Annotated in this window: 13 protein-coding genes; 7 read left to right on the top strand and 6 right to left on the bottom strand. The window is 69.6% G+C overall.

The features are described from left to right. The first annotated feature begins 38 nt into the window (after window positions 1-38). Window positions 39-1169, top strand: a complete 1131-nt coding sequence (locus tag AB6807_RS14700; RefSeq protein ID WP_371085149.1) for a 2-aminoethylphosphonate--pyruvate transaminase — start codon at window positions 39-41, stop codon at window positions 1167-1169. 102 nt (window positions 1170-1271) lie between these two features. Here AB6807_RS14700 and AB6807_RS14695 read toward each other — a convergent pair whose 3' ends face one another. Then, entirely contained in the window at window positions 1272-2606 is a 1335-nt protein-coding gene (locus AB6807_RS14695) for an MFS transporter (protein WP_371085148.1), read from the bottom strand. Between the two features lie 86 nt (window positions 2607-2692). Then, window positions 2693-3784: an iron-containing alcohol dehydrogenase PsrA gene (gene psrA, locus AB6807_RS14690; RefSeq protein WP_371085147.1), complete on the bottom strand. Its 1092-nt coding sequence runs from the start codon at window positions 3782-3784 to the stop codon at window positions 2693-2695. 250 nt (window positions 3785-4034) lie between these two features. Here psrA and AB6807_RS14685 point away from each other — a divergent pair, with 250 nt between their 5' ends. The 3 genes from AB6807_RS14685 to AB6807_RS14675 all read left to right on the top strand — a co-directional run bounded on the left by AB6807_RS14685 (window position 4035) and on the right by AB6807_RS14675 (window position 9601). Next, entirely contained in the window at window positions 4035-4445 is a 411-nt protein-coding gene (locus AB6807_RS14685) for a LysR family transcriptional regulator (RefSeq protein WP_371085146.1), read from the top strand. 15 nt (window positions 4446-4460) lie between these two features. Further along, complete coding sequence (locus tag AB6807_RS14680; RefSeq protein WP_371085145.1) at window positions 4461-4901, top strand: LysR family transcriptional regulator substrate-binding protein; 441 nt, start codon at window positions 4461-4463, stop codon at window positions 4899-4901. A 167-nt stretch (window positions 4902-5068) separates the two neighbouring features. Continuing rightward, window positions 5069-9601: a DEAD/DEAH box helicase gene (locus AB6807_RS14675; protein WP_371085189.1), complete on the top strand. Its 4533-nt coding sequence runs from the start codon at window positions 5069-5071 to the stop codon at window positions 9599-9601. 39 nt (window positions 9602-9640) lie between these two features. Here the strand turns inward: AB6807_RS14675 and AB6807_RS14670 are convergent, their stop codons facing one another. The 4 genes from AB6807_RS14670 to AB6807_RS14655 all read right to left on the bottom strand — a co-directional run bounded on the left by AB6807_RS14670 (window position 9641) and on the right by AB6807_RS14655 (window position 13012). After that, window positions 9641-10360 (bottom strand): MgtC/SapB family protein, encoded by a 720-nt coding sequence (locus AB6807_RS14670; RefSeq protein ID WP_286515213.1) that lies wholly within the window; start codon window positions 10358-10360, stop codon window positions 9641-9643. Window positions 10361-10538: 178 nt separating this feature from the next. Further along, a complete protein-coding gene (locus AB6807_RS14665; protein ID WP_286515211.1) occupies window positions 10539-11156 on the bottom strand; it encodes a Dps family protein in 618 nt (205 codons plus the stop codon). Between the two features lie 134 nt (window positions 11157-11290). Then, window positions 11291-11791 (bottom strand): hypothetical protein, encoded by a 501-nt coding sequence (locus AB6807_RS14660; RefSeq protein ID WP_371085144.1) that lies wholly within the window; start codon window positions 11789-11791, stop codon window positions 11291-11293. Window positions 11792-11965: 174 nt separating this feature from the next. Beyond that, a complete protein-coding gene (locus AB6807_RS14655; RefSeq protein ID WP_371085143.1) occupies window positions 11966-13012 on the bottom strand; it encodes an alpha/beta hydrolase in 1047 nt (348 codons plus the stop codon). A 266-nt stretch (window positions 13013-13278) separates the two neighbouring features. Between AB6807_RS14655 and AB6807_RS14650 the strand changes: the two genes are divergently transcribed. From AB6807_RS14650 to AB6807_RS14640, 3 genes are read left to right on the top strand one after another with little or no spacing between them, the layout of a single operon-like run. Further along, window positions 13279-14238, top strand: a complete 960-nt coding sequence (locus AB6807_RS14650) for a hypothetical protein (protein ID WP_371085142.1) — start codon at window positions 13279-13281, stop codon at window positions 14236-14238. Beyond that, a complete protein-coding gene (locus AB6807_RS14645) occupies window positions 14235-14441 on the top strand; it encodes a hypothetical protein (RefSeq protein ID WP_371085141.1) in 207 nt (68 codons plus the stop codon). Before AB6807_RS14650 ends, AB6807_RS14645 begins: the two co-directional genes overlap by 4 nt. Then, a complete protein-coding gene (locus AB6807_RS14640; RefSeq protein ID WP_371085140.1) occupies window positions 14438-15736 on the top strand; it encodes a cation:proton antiporter in 1299 nt (432 codons plus the stop codon). The genes AB6807_RS14645 and AB6807_RS14640 overlap by 4 nt, the downstream gene beginning before the upstream one ends. Window positions 15737-15769: the final 33 nt, after the last annotated feature.

Genomic DNA, 15769 nt, shown 5'->3' with positions numbered 1-15769 from the left:
CCCGCTCTTTCGCTCTTTACCTGTACGGAGACATCACGATGAGTTCGACCACCAGCCCCATCCTCCTCACGCCGGGCCCGCTCACCACCTCGCAGCGCACGCGCCAGGCCATGCTGCGCGACTGGGGCTCCTGGGACGGCGACTTCAACAAGATCACCGCGCGCATCCGCGAGCGCGTGCTCGACATCGTGCACGGCCAGGGCACGCACGAATGCGTGCCCATGCAAGGCAGCGGCACCTTCTCGGTGGAAGCCGCCATCGGCACGCTGGTGCCGCGCAACGGCCACGTGCTGGTGCCCAGCAACGGCGCCTACTGCCAGCGCCTGGCGAAGATCTGCCGGGTGCTCGGTCGCAAGGTGACCACCATCGACTACACCGAAGACCAGCAGGTCCAGCCTGCCGACGTGGAGCGCGCCCTGGCCGCCGACCCCGGCATCACGCACGTGGCGGTGGTGCACTGCGAGACCGGCGCCGGCGTGCTCAACCCGTTGCACGACATCGCGCAGGTCGTGGCCCACCACGGGCGCGGCCTGATCGTCGACGCCATGAGCTCCTTCGGCGCGTTGGAAATCGACGCGCGCAAGACGCCGTTCGACGCCGTCATCGCCGCCTCCGGCAAGTGCCTGGAAGGTGTGCCGGGCATGGGCTTCGTGGTGGCGCGGCGCGCCGTGCTGGCGCAGTGCGAAGGCAACTGCCACTCGCTGAGCATGGACCTGTACGAGCAGTGGGTGTACATGGAGAAGACCACGCAGTGGCGCTTCACGCCGCCCACGCACGTGGTGGCCGCGCTGGACGAAGCCATCGCGCAGTACCTCGAGGAAGGCGGGCTCGCGGCGCGCGGCGGCCGCTATGCGCGCAACTGCAAGGCGCTGGTCGATGGCCTGGCCGCGCTCGGCCTGCGCAGCTTTCTGCCGCCCGGGATCCAGGCGCCGATCATCGTCACCTTCCATGCGCCCGACGACGCCAACTACGACTTCAAGACCTTCTACCAGGAGGTGAAGAAGCGCGGCTACATCCTCTACCCCGGCAAGCTGACCCAGGTCGAGACCTTCCGTGTGGGCTGCATGGGGCACTTCGGCGAGGCGGGCATTCCGGGTGCGGTGGAAGCCATTGCGCAGACGCTGAAAGCCATGGGCATCCGGCAAGGCACGGCGGCAGTGGCGGCCTGACAGGGTTCGCGAGGCACGAAGAAAGGGACGCATCGCGTCCCTTTTTTTGTTCGCCATCACCATCGCCAGTGCCATCGCCTGTGTCGGTGCCGGTGAAGCGCTTCAGCGGCGAATGAACACCGCGATGCCCGCGCTGATGAGGCAGCTCGCCGCCACGATGGGAAACACCATCGACGTGTTGCCCGAGTGGTCCAGCATGCGGCCGATCAGCGGCTCGCCGAGGCCCGCGAGCAGGTACGAGAAGAAGTTCATGACACCGGTGGCCGTGCCCGAGCGCTTGGCACCGACCAGGTCGGGGCAGAGCGCCCAGAACGAAGAAGCCGGGCCGTAGACGAAGAAGCCCGCCAGAAAGAGCAGCGCCAGCCCGCCGATGCTGGTGGGCAGCAGGTACATGCCCACGGAGGCCAGCGCCCCCAGCAGCATGTACAGCACGATGGCCTTGTAGCGCTTCGAGCCGAACACGCGGTCGGAGATCCATCCGTTGGTGAGCGCGCCGAAGGCCATGCCCACCGGCAGCGCGACCGAGATCCAGGCCGGGTCGATCATGCCGTCGGCCATCTTGCTCCAGTCCTTGCCCAGGAAGTGCACCGGCACCCAGACGATCAGCCCGTAGCGCGCCGCGTTCTGGAAGCCGATGGACAGCGCCGCGATCAGCAGCCTGGGGTTGGAGATCACGGCCTTGTAGCGTGACCAGGAGCTTTCTTCGGAGGTCTCCTGGGTGGATGCCACAGTTGACGCATTCACCGCGTTTGCAGCCTTCGCGTCTTCCGCATTGGCGATGCCCGTGTCCGGCGACTTGAAGCCCAGGTCTTCCGGTCGCTCCCGGGCAATCAGGTAGAACGCAATGCCGCCCACGAGCATCAGCAGCACGGGCAGCCTGAAGATCCAGCGCCAGTCCAGGTGCAGCACGTTGACCACGATGATCGACGTGACGAAGGACAGCACCGACGCGCAGCCCGCGGCGAAGGTGTAGCAGCCGAAGACCTTGCCGCGCTCCCCCGCGCCCCACCAGTTCGACAGCAGCCGGCTGCCCGGCGCCCAGCCGAGCGCCTGGAAGTAGCCGTTGACGCCCCAGGGGATCGCCAGGCTCTTGAAGCCGACCGCGAAGCTCACCACCCAGTTGGCCGCGCAGGACAGGATGGCGCCGGCCGTCATCACGCGGCGTCCGCCGAACTTGTCGGCCAGGTTGCCGTTGATGGCCTGCCCGATGGCGTAGCACCACAGCAGGCTGGCCGAGGCCCAGCCCAGCACCTCCTTCGACAGGCCGAACTCCTTCTGCAGCCCCGGAATGGCGAAGCCGAAGGTCTGCCGGCCCGTGTAGAAAAAGAAGTAGCAGAACATGGCGGCCAGCAGCATTCGCCACTGCGCGCGCCGGAATGATTGCGCCAGCGGCGGCGCGTACGTGCCGGCCCGAAGGCCCTGGTTTGCCAATTGCATGGTTTGTCTCCTGTCTTCCTGGCGGACGTGGGTCCGCGGAACCGGCTCGCAGGCCGGCATTGTTGTGGAACGCTCTGCAGATTCAACTAGGCGGAGACCGCCCCGATGAAATTCTTTCCGCGCGCGCCTTCCATGGCGCGCGCGATCATGGCGGCAGCCTCGCCGTCCGCCACGCCGTAGTCCGCGAACTCGGTCTTCACGCCGAGCCCTTGCAGAAACGCGCGCAGTCGCGCGGCGCCCGCGGCCAGGTCCGTGCCGAACAGGCGTTGCAGCGTGCGGTCGCGGTCGGGCGAGCGGGCCCAGGCCTTCTCCAGCACCAGCGGCAGCGTGAACGAACAGGCGATGCCGTGCGGCAGGCCGTGGCGCAGCGTCATCTCGTAGGAAATCGAATGCGCCAATGCGGTCTTGGTGTTGGAGAACGCCAGGCCGGCCTTCAGCGCGGCCAGCGCCATGCGCTCGCGCAGGTCGATGCTGCCCAGGTCGGCCCGCAGCGCCGGCAGGCACTCGAAGATGTCCTGCACCGCCGAGATCGCGAAGGTGTCGGAGATCGGGTTCGCGTTGACGTTCCACACCGACTCCAGCGCATGCGAGAGCGCGTCGAGCCCCGTGGACACCGTGGTGCCCGCGGGCACCGAGAGCATCAGCTCGGGGTCGACGATGGCCGCCTCGGGCCAGGTGGCGTCCAGGTGCAGCGAGTACTTCTTCTGGTTGGCCGCGTCCCACAGGGTGGCCCACGGCGTCACCTCGCTGCCGGTGCCCGCGGTGGTCGGCACGGCAATCAGCGGCTTCACGCCGGCGGGCACGAAAGGCTTGCCGGTGGCCAGCAGGCCGACCAGTTCGTCGAACCGTCCGCTGGCCGTGCCCACCATCAGCGCCTTGGCGGTGTCGATGGCGCTGCCGCCGCCCACCGCCACGATGGCGTCGCAGCCGTCGGCCGATTGCCAGAAGCGGTTGTACAGCGCAGCCAGGTGCGCCACATCGGGGTTCGGCCGCACGTCGTCGATCACGCCGAGCAGCGCGTCTTTCAGCAGCGCGCGCAGGCGCGCGACCAGGCCGAGTTCGCGGGCCTCGGGAAAGGTGACGACGACGACGCGGCGGCCGGCAAGAACGGCGGGCAGCTGCGCGAGGCTGCCGCGACCGCAGTGAATGGCAACGGGGTTGTGGAACGCGTGGGGCATCGGGCTTGTCTCCGGTATCGGTTGGTGTTGCTGCGTGGTGTCGGCGTGCGCATGTGGGCGGCTGCAGGGCAGTGTCGAAGCCGCGCGCCATCGCGTCCAATCGCATTTGCGATGCCCGCGTGGTCGAAAACCGATGGACAGCCGCCGGCGCGAATCGTCACGCGGGAAAGCGCGCATGCACACACCCGCGCGCATGTGAGAGCCTTGCCCGACCCCAAGACCGCGCCCCGCGAGGACCAGCGCCGCGCCCATGTTTCACCAGTACTACAAATCGATCCGTTGCTTTCACGCCGTGGCGAAAACGGGCGGCTTCACCTCGGCGGCGCAGTACCTGCACATCGGCCAGCCCACGGTGACCGACCAGGTCAAGGCGCTGGAGACGCGCTTCAGCGTGGAGCTGCTGCTTCGCACCGGCCGCAGCGTGCGCCTCACCTCGGCGGGCGAGCGGCTCTACGCCATTACGCAGGGCCTGTTCGGCCAGGAGGAAGAAGCCATCCAGTTCCTGCAGAGCGCGCACAAGCTGAAGGTGGGCCTGGTGCGCGTGGGCGCCGTGTCGCCGCCCATGGCGCTGGAGCTGGCGCGCAACTTCAGGCAGGCGCACGCGTCGCTGGAGCTCACGGTGTCCATCGGCTCCGAGGCATCGACCCTGCGCGGCCTGTAGGACTTCGACATCGACGTGGGCATCGTGGCCGAGCCCGCGGATGTCGAGGGCCTGCACGTGGTGCCCTACCGCAACGAACGCATCGTGGCCGTGGTGCCCGAAGACCACCCCTGGACGAAGCGCGCCGCCATCTCCACCGCCGACATCGGCGGCGAGATGGTCATCCTGCGCGAACCGGGCTCCAAGACCCGCCATCGCGTCGAGCGTGCGTGCCGCCAAAGCAATGTGCGGCTGAACTGCGTCATGGAAATCAACAGCCGCGAGGCCATCCTGCATGCGGTGGCCAACGGCATGGGCATCGGCTTTGTAACGCAGGTCGAGTTCATTCCGCTGCCGGGCCTGGCGGCCGTGATGATCGACGACGACGCGCTGTCGATCGGTTACTCGCTGTGCTGCCTGTCGGTGCGGCAGGAACGGCCGCTGATTCGGGCGTTGTTCGGCGTGGCGTTGGGCTGAGGCGGGTGGGTAGTGCCGTTGGCGGTAGGGCCACCACGAAGCTGGCACAAGCAGAAACATGTCTTTTTCTGCGTCTAGATCTATCGAGGTGTTGCGGCCTTACAGCTCGGCGCCAAGGAAGGCAACGTCCTCCCCTTCTCAAAACGGGCCGCAAGTCCAGTCTTGACATTGAACGCACCGTCCCGAACTGGTCATTTCCTGCCCCGTTGCGCCGCTCCGGCGCTGGCAGTAGCCTTTGGCCCCAAGTGCCCCTGCATTCCTTCCACCCCGCCGTCGCCCAGTGGTTCCTTCGAACCTTCCCCGGCCCCACTTCCGCGCAGACCGCGGCGTGGCCGGCGATACGCGCCGGGCGCGACACGCTGGTGGCCGCGCCGACCGGCTCGGGCAAGACGCTCACGGCCTTTCTCGCGGCGCTGGACGACCTGGTGCGCCGGGGCCTTTGCACCGACCTGCCCGGCAGCCTGCCGGACGAAACGGCGGTGGTCTACGTGTCGCCGCTGAAGGCGCTGTCGAACGACATCCGCCTGAACCTCGAGGCGCCGCTCGCGGGCATTCGCGCCGAGCTGGCGGCGCTGGGCCTGCCCGATGTCGACATCCGCACCGCGGTGCGCACCGGCGACACGCCGCAGCGCGAGCGCCAGCAGAGCCTGCGCCGGCCGCCGCACATCCTGGTGACCACGCCGGAGTCGCTCTACGTGCTGCTGGGCTCGGCCTCGGGCCGCAAGATGCTCTCGACGGTGCGCAGCGTGATCGTCGACGAGATCCATGCCATTGCCGCGAGCAAGCGCGGCAGCCACCTGGCGCTGTCGCTGGAGCGGTTGCAGGCGCTGTGCGAGGCGCACGCTGACGCACGAGGTGACAAGGGATCGCGGCCGGTGCGCATCGGCCTGTCCGCCACGCAGAAGCCCATCGACGAGGTCGCGCGCTTCCTGGTCGGCGCCGGCGCGCTGCGCGCCGACGGCACGGCCGATTGCGCCATCGTCGACATCGGCTACGCCAAGCAGCGCGACCTGGCGCTCGAACTGCCGCCCACGCCGCTGGAGGCCGTGATGTCGGGCGACCAGTGGACGCAGGTGTACGCGCGCGTGGCCGAGCTGGTGTGGCTGCACAAGACCACGCTGGTGTTCGTCAACACGCGCCGCATGGCCGAGCGCGCGGCGCGGCACCTGGGCGACATCCTGGGCAAGGAGGCGGTGGCGGCGCACCACGGCAGCCTGTCCAAAGAGACGCGGCTGTCCGCCGAGCAGCGCCTGAAGCGCGGCGAGCTGAAGGTGCTGGTGGCCACCGCGTCGCTGGAGCTGGGGCTGGACATCGGCGACGTCGACCTGGTCTGCCAGATCGGCTCGCCCCGCGCCATCGCCACCTTCCTGCAACGCGCGGGGCGCTCGGGCCATGCGGTGGGCGGGGTGCCGAAGGCGCGGCTTTTTCCGCAGTCGCGCGACGAGCTGGTCGAATGCGCCGCGCTGCTCGACTGCATTCGCCGCGGCGAGCTCGACGCGCTGCGCGTGCTGCCCGCGCCGCTCGATGTGCTGGCCCAGCAGATCGTGGCCGAAACGGCCTGCCGCGAATGGAACGAAGACGAACTCTTCGCGCTCGTGCGCCGCGCCTGGCCCTACGCGAGCCTCACGCACGCGCGCTTCATGGAAGTGGTGCGCATGGTGTCCGAAGGCTTCACCACGCGGCAGGGCCAGCGCGCCGGCTACGTGCACCGCGACGCGGTGAACCACCTGCTGCGCGAGCGCAAGGGCGCGCGCATGACGGCGCTGACCTCGGGCGGCACCATTCCCGAGACCGGCGACTACACCGTCATGCTGGAGCCGCAGGCCGACAAGATCGGCACGGTGAACGAAGACTTCGCGGTCGAGAGCCTGGCGGGCGACGTGTTCCAGCTGGGCAACACCAGCTACCGCATATTGAAGATAGAACCGGGCCGCGTGCGGGTCGAAGACGCGCAAGGCGCCGCGCCCAACATTCCGTTCTGGCTCGGCGAGGCGCCGGGGCGCAGCGACGAGCTGTCGTTCGGCGTGTCGCGGCTGCGCGAAGAGGTGGCGCAGGCGCTGGAAGCGGATGGCCCCGAAAATCGAAGCAAGGGCAAGGGCGCCATGGTGCTCCTCACGCAGGCCCTGGGGCTCGGCGACGAAGCCGCTCGCCAGATCGTCGATCACCTCGCCCACGCGCTGGCCGTGCTGGGCGCGTTGCCCACGCAGCGCACGCTGGTCATGGAGCGCTTCTTCGACGCATCGGGCGGCATGCAGCTGGTGATTCACTCGCCCTTCGGCAGCCGGCTCAACCGCGCGTGGGGCCTGGCGCTGCGCAAGCGCTTTTGCCGCACCTTCAACTTCGAGCTGCAGGCGGCGGCGACCGAAGACGCGATCGTGCTGTCGCTGTCGACCAGCCACAGCTTCGCGCTCGACGAGGTGGCGCGCTACCTGCACTCGGCCTCGGCGCTGCACGTGCTGGTGCAGGCGCTGCTCGACGCACCGCTTTTCGGCGTGCGCTGGCGCTGGAACGCGACCACCGCGCTGGCGCTGCCGCGCTTCAGCGGTGGGCGCAAGGTGGCGCCGCAGCTGCAGCGCATGCGCTCCGAAGACCTGCTGGCGGCCGTGTTCCCCGACCAGGTGGCGTGCGCGGAAAACATCGTCGGCGAGCGCGAGGTGCCGGAGCACCCGCTGGTCGCGCAGACGCTGGACGACTGCCTGCACGACGCCATGGACGCCGAAGGCTGGCTCGCGCTGCTGCGCCGCATGGAGGCCGGCGAGGTGCGCGTGCTGGCGCGCGACCTGCCCGCGCCCTCCCCGCTCGCGATGGAAGCGCTGAACGCGCGGCCCTATGCGTTCCTGGACGACGCGCCGCTCGAAGAGCGCCGCACGCAGGCCGTGCAGAACCGCCGCTACACCGACCCCGAGAGCGCCGACGACGTGGGCCAGCTCGATGCGGATGCCATCGCCAGCGTGCGCGAAGAAGCCTGGCCGCAGCCGCGCAACGCCGACGAGATGCACGAGGCGCTGGGCATGCTCGGCGCGCTGGGCGACGACGAAGTCGCTCGGCAGGCGGACTGGAAGAAGTGGCTCGCCGCGCTCGCCAAGGCGGGCCGCGCGACGCGCCTGCTGGTCGAAGGCAAGGGCCGCAGCGCGCGCGGCCTGTGGGTGACGGCCGAGCGCCTGCACCTGCTGCAGGCCATCGCGCCCGAAGCGACGATGCAGCCCACCATCGAGGCGCCCGCCGATGCCGAGCAGCCGGCCGACCGTGAAACCGCGCTGCGCGAGCTGCTGCGCTCCCGCCTCGGCGGGCTAGGCCCGGTCACCGTGGCGCAACTGGCCGAGCCGCTGTGGCTGGCAGCCACCGAGGTCGAAACCGCCCTGCACGCGCTGCAGGCCGAAGGCAGCGTGCTGCAGGGCCGCTTCACGCCCGGCACCGCGCACATCGAGTGGTGCGAGCGGCATCTGCTGGCACGCATCCACCGGTACACGCTGAAACGCCTGCGCCGCGAGATCGAGCCCGTGGCGCCGCGCGACTTCGTGCGCTTCCTGTTCGCGTGGCAGCGCATTGGCGCGGCCTCGCGCGTGAGCGGGCCGGAGGCGCTGTCGGGCATCCTGTCGCAGCTCGAAGGCTACGAGGCGCCCGCGCCGCTGTGGGAGGCCGAGCTGCTGCCCGCGCGCGTGAGCGACTACGCAGGCGCGTGGCTCGACGACCTGTGCACCGCCGGGCGCGTGCTGTGGACGCGGCTGCGGCCGAACGCCACCGAAACCCGTGATGAACGTGATGGACGTGACGGACGTGAAGCACGCAAGGGCACGGGCAGCCTCTCGTTGCGCGCCACGCCGGTGGTGCTGTTGCCGCGCCGCAGCGCCGCGCTGTGGACCAGCCTGGCGCCAGCCCCGGTGGACGACGACACCCTGGGCTCGCGCGCCACGCGCGTGGCCGCGCACCTGGCGCAGCACGGCGCCTGCTTCTTCGACGAGATCGCGGCGGGCACGCGGCTGCTGCCGGTCGAGATCGAAGAGGCGCTGACCGAGCTGGTCGCCAAGGGACGCGCGCGCTGCGACAGCTACGCCGGGCTGCGCGCCCTGCTGGTGCCGGCTTCGAAGCGCGCCTCGGCCGACACGCGCCGTCGCCACCGCACGCCGCTCTTCGGCATCGAGGATGCGGGCCGCTGGACGCTGGTGCGCCCTCCGGCGGCCGCCGAGGCCGTGGCCGCTGCGTCCGCAGAAGCCATCGAGCAGGTGGTGCATGTGCTGCTGCGCCGCTACGGCGTGATCTGCTGGCGCCTGCTCGAGCGCGAGGCCGCATGGCTGCCGCCGTGGCGCGAGCTGGTGCGCGTGTGCCGGCGGCTGGAAGCGCGCGGCGAGATCCGTGGGGGCCGCTTTATCGCAGGCGTGTCGGGCGAACAGTTCGCGCTGCCCGAAGCGGTCGCCTCGATGCGCCAGGTGCGCAGGGAGCCTGGCGACGGCGCGCTCATCGCGCTGGCGGCAAGCGACCCGGCCAACCTGCTGGGCACGCTCGTCAACGGGCCGAAGGTGCCGCGCGTGGCGGGTTCGCGCGTGCTCTACCAGGACGGCGTGCCGATCGCGACCAGCGTGGCGGGCGAGTTCGCCGCGCTGGTCACGCTCGATGCGCAGCAGACGCAGGCCGCCCGGCGCGCGCTGGCGCTGGACGCGCCGTTGCGGCTTTTCGAGCTGGCCATGCAGCAGGTCGGTTAAGCGGAGGTCGAACGAGCGGCTAAGCGAAATCCGGCGCGCTCAGTTGACCTCGGCGCTGTGCCCGCCACCACGCGCCATCACCTCGACCGAGCGCACGCCCGGCAGCTTCTGCAGGCGCTGAACGAAGCCGTTGATGTCGTCCGACGACACGCGCACCAGCTGCACCGTGATGTCGTCGAGCTGCCCGCCCGGCTGCACCGCCACGAGAAAGCGGCGCAGCCGCGCAGGCTGGATGCCCAGGCCGGCCTCCAGCGTCTCGGGGCTCACCGCGCCGTGCTCGGCGACCACGCCCAGGCGGCAGCTCTGGCTTCGCGCGCGGTAGGCCTCCTCCAGCGGCTTGATGCCCGCGAGGATCACCAGGATGATCACCGTCGAAGCCGCCGCCGGAAAGTACAGCCCGCCGCCCACCGCGAGCCCGATGGCGGCTACGGTCCAGATGCTGGCCGCCGTGGTGAGCCCGCGCACGATTTCGCCACGCGCCAGGATCGCGCCCGCGCCGAGAAAGCCGATGCCCGACACCACCTGCGCCGCGGCGCGCGAGGGGTCGAGCACCACATGCTCGCCGCGCAGGCTGTCGGCAAAGCCGTAGGCCGACACCAGCATGAAAAGGCAGGCGCCCACGCTGACCAGCATGTGCGTGCGAATGCCCGCGGCCCAGAGCAATCGCTCGCGCTCCAGGCCGACCAGGCTACCGAGGGCAGCCGCGACCAGGAGACGGATGAGGGTTTCGCCGTGGGAGAGAAGGATGGAGCTTTGCATCGCATCCAATCTAGCGGCGGCTCGCGGGCGCGTCACCGGCGGTGAACGCCCATGCGTCGTAAGAACGCGCCGACTTCGTGAACTTGGCGAGGGCGCTCGGCACGCGCCTTGCGCACCCAAGCCTTTGGTCCTTCATGCTGCCAGGGCCCGAGGCCCTGGCAAGGCCCTCGACTTCAGGTCAGGCAGTGACCGGCGACGCAGCCACCAGGTGTTCCGTCAGGAACCACACCTGCAGTTCGTTGGTGCGCAGCACGTTGCTCACGAACACGTCGTTGCTGCCGTCGTCACCCGACTCGTCCACCGCCTTGGCGGCCTTGCGCGCGCCGATGATGATGAGCTCGTGCGCCTCGGCAAGCCGGCGGATCTGCACGGCAGCCGGCTCGCGGCCGCGCGGCGGGCGCTTGATCTTGGTGGTCTCCGCAATGTCGGCCGCCATCGCCAGTGCGATGCCGCCCAGCAGCTGGATGCGCTCGGCCAGGATGTCGACGAGCAGCACCTGCGCCTCGAAGTGCTGGTCGTACATCAGGTGCAGCTGGTTGAAGGTGGGGCCCACCACTTGCCAGTGGTGCTTCTTGTACATGTCGCGCAAGGTGATGGTGTCGGCCAGGCACTGGTTGAGCAGCGCCACGCTGTCCTTGCAGACCTTCTCGGAGAGGCCGTTGGGCATCTTGATGATTTCGCCGAACTTCTGCGTCTCGTGGCTCGGCTGGTCGAGGTCGGGCGCGACTTCGCTCGCCTTGCCGCGGGCAGGGGTGGGGGCGAGGTTGGGCTTCTTGGTACGGGAAGGTGCTGCCATCTTGGACTCCAGTGTTAGATGAAATGGTTGTAGCGGTTGCGCAGTGGCTTGTGCGTAGGGCAGCAGGCCGCGTTGGGGCTGCTGCAGGCGCGAACGTGTCACGGCCGGTGCCTCGTTGAAGGCCTGCACGGGCCTCAAGGAGACCGGTCGAGGAAGTCGTCGCGCGGATGGCGGGTGTCGCCGAGTTCGGGCACCAGGTATTCGGAGATCAGGCCTGCGATGTCGGTGCTGCGCACCATCAGCCCCACGACCATGCTGAGCGAGAGCAGGCGCCAGGGCTTCACGAGCACCACCAGCGAGCCCGTGCCCGCCGCATAGGCCATGAGCCGGGCCGGATGCCGCTCGGCGTAGTGCTGCAGGAAGGGCGTGGCCAGCTCGGTGGCGGTGCTCAGGTGGCTGCGGCGCCACCAGCGGCCGACGACGCTCTGGCTCACGCCCTGCTGGACGCGCTGCGACAGCGAACCGGGTGAACCGGTTGAATCGGATTCGTCACCCGGCTGCGCAGCCTGAAGCGCGGGCCGTGCAGATCGAGCGGGCGCGCGTGGATGCGCGGGCGCCATCACTGCGACAAGCGCCGCACGGGAAGCGGCGAGCCGCGCTTTCGCCTGGGCAAGGGTCTTGACGTCTTCGGCCATGGTCGTGTCGGAAGAGAAGAAGCAACGGCGTTGCGAAGCTGCTATTGCCGTTCAGGCACGCGCCGAGCCCCGTCGGTGCGGGGACTCAAGCTGCGTAGGCAAAGGCCCAGACCCACGCGCTCCGAGGGCGAAGCACGGGGCGCTTCGGGCCTTATCGCGCCGTCTGCCCGCTTGTCAGACAAAGGCCGCACGCAGGCGCTCGCCCGCGAAGGCCTGCGCCTCGCGCGCCTTCTCGAGCACCGCGGCAGCGCCGAAGAACTCGTGCGCCACGCCTTCGTATTCGCGCCGCTCGACCGGTACGCCCGCATCGCGCAGCGCGTCTTCCAGCTTGGCGCCGTCGCTGCGCAGCGGATCGAGGCGCGCGTTGATGAGGGTCACGGGCGACAGCCCCGCCAGGTCGGCCTCGATCAGTTGCAGCCGCGTGTCCTTCAGGTCGGACTCGTCGCGCACCAGGTGCTCGACGAACCATTGCACCATCGCGCGGTTCAGCGGCTTGGCGATCGCGTTCTCGATGTACGACTCGGTGTTCAGGCTGGTCTGCGCGACCGGGTACACCGACACCACGTGCCGCGGTGCCGGCAGGCCCGCGTCGCGCGCCGCGATGGCGGTGGCCACGGCCAGGTTACCGCCCGCGCTCTCGCCGGCAATGGCAAGGCGCGCCGGGTCGCCGCCCAGCGAGGCGGCGTTGGCGGTCAGCCAGCGGTAGGCGGCCAGCGCGTCGTCCCACGCGGCCGGGAACTTGTGTTCGGGCGCCTGGCGGTAGTCCACCGACACCACGATGGCCTGGGCCGCATGGGCCAGGCCGCGCGCGCCGCCGTCGTACACGTTCTTGTCGGCAATCACCCAGCCGCCGCCGTGGAAGTACAGCACCACCGGAAACGGCCCCGTGCCGACCGGCGTGTACACGTTGGCGGGCAACGGGCCGGCCGCGCCGTCGACCGAAGCGGTGGTCATGGCAATGCCCGGCACCAGGTCTTCGGGCCGTGTCGACTTGCCCTGCTTCTGCAGCAGCGCCTTCACCGCGTCGGCCCCGGTCGGCTGCTGGCGCGCCTCGGGCACCGAGAGCTTCTCGATGGCCTTGGGGCCGAGTTCTTCGTGGGCCTTGGCCAGCTCGAGCTGGTCGTCGTCGGCGCGCAAGGCGGCCACGGCGTTCGACAGCGCGTTGATGACGGGGTTGGGTTTGCCATCGTCGCTGCGGCGGCTGGAATCGGCTTGGCTCATTGGTGGATGTCCTTGAGGGTGTTGAAAGGGAAAGAGGAAAGAGGGAAGAGGAAGGGCGTTCAAGACGGGTTGAAGCTCGGCCACTGACCTGCGCGGCCACGTCGGACGGCGCCTCCTGATCTCGCGCATGGGCTTCCTACCCAACATGTAGCGGAGGCATGTGCGCCCCGCGCTCGGGCACCTCGCCTACCCCGCTTCGCGTGGGCGGACGACTGAAGCGAAAACGCCGCGGACAAAAAGTTACCGCTCCACAACAAGGAGCAGCCATGGCTCAATACGGCGTCAATACACCGGTCAGCGTCACTGAAGGGGCCCTCAGCCAGAGCGGCGTGTCATGGGGCGCGATCTTCGCGGGGGCGGCGGGTGCCGCGTCGCTGTCGCTGATTCTTCTGCTGCTGGGCACCGGGCTTGGCATGTCGTCCGTCAGCCCCTGGGCCAACCAGGGCGCGAGCGCCACGGCCGTCGGCGTGGCCACCATCCTGTGGCTCACGTTCACGCAGATCGCGGCCTCGGGCATGGGCGGCTACCTGGCCGGGCGGCTGCGCACCAAGTGGGCCGGCGTGCACACCGATGAGGTGTACTTTCGCGACACGGCGCACGGCTTTCTCGCATGGTCGGTGGCCACGCTGTTGACGGCCGCGCTGCTGAGCTCGGTGGTGGGCTCCATCGTCGGTGCCGGCGCGCAAGCGGGTGCCACGGTGGCCGGTGGCGCGGCGACGGCAGCCACTGCTGCGGGCGCGGGTGCCGCGGCTTCGCAGTCCGGTTCGGACAGCAGTTCCGGCCCGACCAGCTACTTCATCGACTCGCTGTTCCGCCGTGATGCCACCGCAGCCGCAGCTCCCGCCGCGGCCGATGGCAGCACCGCGCCCGCTATGGCGCCTGCCATGCCTGAGCGCAGCCCCTCCTCGACCAATGCCGAAGTCAGCCGCATCTTCCTGAACAGCATCCGCACCGGCGCGCTGCCGCCCGAAGACGCGAAGTACGTGGGCCAGGTGGTCGCGCAGCGCACCGGCCTGAGCCAGCAAGACGCCGAGAAGCGCGTCAACGACACCTATGCCAAGGCCCAGGCCGCACTTAAGGATGCGCAGGCCAAGGCCAAGGAAGCGGCCGACGCGGCCCGCAAGGCCTCGGCCTATGCCTCGCTGTGGCTGGTGGTGTCGATGCTCATCGGTGCCTTCGTCGCGAGCTTCGCCGCCACCTACGGCGGCCGCCGCCGCGACCTTTGAGCCGCAGCGGCCTGTTTAACGACCCGTTCAACGACCTGTTCAAAGACATCCACAAACACACCAAAGGAGATTCCCATGCGCTCACTTCTGCTGCTTTTTCTTGGCGTGCCGATTCCGGTCATCATCCTGATCGCGTTGTTCTTCCACTGATCGACGGATTGATCGACGCCGCCAGGACACCGCCTCCCGGCGCCCTCCCATGACCGCGGCGACCTGGGACCTGATGATCGGCGCGCTGCTGATCCTGATGGCACTGTCTGGCACGCTGCTCAAGACATTGCCCATCAGCGCCGCGGCGCTCTACATGGCCCTGGGCTTCGCGCTGGGGCCGGGCGGCTTCAACCTGGTGCGCATCGGCATCAAGGCCGATGCCGCGCTGGTAGAGACCATCAGCGAAGTGGCGGTGCTGGTGTCGCTCTTCGCGGTCGGGCTGCGCCTGCGCATCCGCATGCAGGTGTCGAGCTGGCGGCAGCCCGTGCTGCTCGCCACGCTGGGCATGGTCATCACCATCGCGCTGATGACGCTCGCGGGCCTGGCCCTTCACCTCTCACTGGCCGCCGCGCTGTTGCTCGCGGCCATCCTCGCGCCCACCGACCCCGTGCTGGCCTCCGACGTGCAGGTGCGCCACGAGAACGACCAGGACGACCTGCGCTTCGGCCTCACCGCCGAAGGTGGATTGAACGACGGCGCGGCATTTCCTTTCGTGATGCTCGCGCTGGGCCTGGCCGGCGCCCACCACCTGGGGCCCTGGGGCCTGCGCTGGCTGGGGCTGGACGTGGTGTGGCCCATCGTGGGCGGGCTGGCGCTGGGCTGGACGTGCGGCGCCGCCTTCACGCGGCTGGTGCTCTTCCTGCAGACCGAGAAGAAGCAGGCACTGGGCATGGAAAGCTTCCTGGCGCTGGGCCTCATCGCGCTGACCTACGGCATTGCGCTGCATGCGTCGGTGTACGGCTTCCTGGCCGTCTTCGTGGCGGGGCTGAGCATGCGCAACGTGGAGCGCGCGGTGGAAGACGAGGCCGACGAGGTGCGCTCGGCCGCGAAGCCGCCGCAGGCCAAGGAGGCCGCCGCCGCACACGCGGAGACCGCGGGCGCGATGACGCGCGACGTGCTGGAGTTCGCCCGCGAGCTGGAGAAGTTCGTGGAGCTGGCGGCCATGCTGGTCATCGGCTGCCTGCTGCGCACGGAGATGCTGACGCTCAGAAACCTGCTGATCGCCGTGCTGCTCATTGCCGTGGCGCGGCCGGTGGCGGTCTACATCTCCACCCTGCGCAGCGACTGGACCGCGCCGCAGCGCCGGCTGGGCGCATGGTTCGGCATACGGGGCGTGGGCTCCATGTACTACCTGGCGTACGCGACCACGCACGGCGCCTCGTCGTCGGAAATCGGCAGCATCGGCGGCGCCGTGCTGGTCACCGTGGCGGTGTCGGTGATCGTGCATGGCATTTCCGCCACGCCTTTGATGAACATCTACCAGGCGGCCACGCAGCGCCGGCGCTGAGCAAGGGCGCTTCCTTCAGCCCGTCCTTCAACC

The sequence above is a fragment of the Variovorax sp. RCC_210 genome (assembly GCF_041355175.1).
In the GTDB taxonomy this organism is placed as follows: Bacteria; Pseudomonadota; Gammaproteobacteria; order Burkholderiales; family Burkholderiaceae_C; genus Variovorax.
This window is presented reverse-complemented; position numbering and strand designations above follow the sequence as displayed.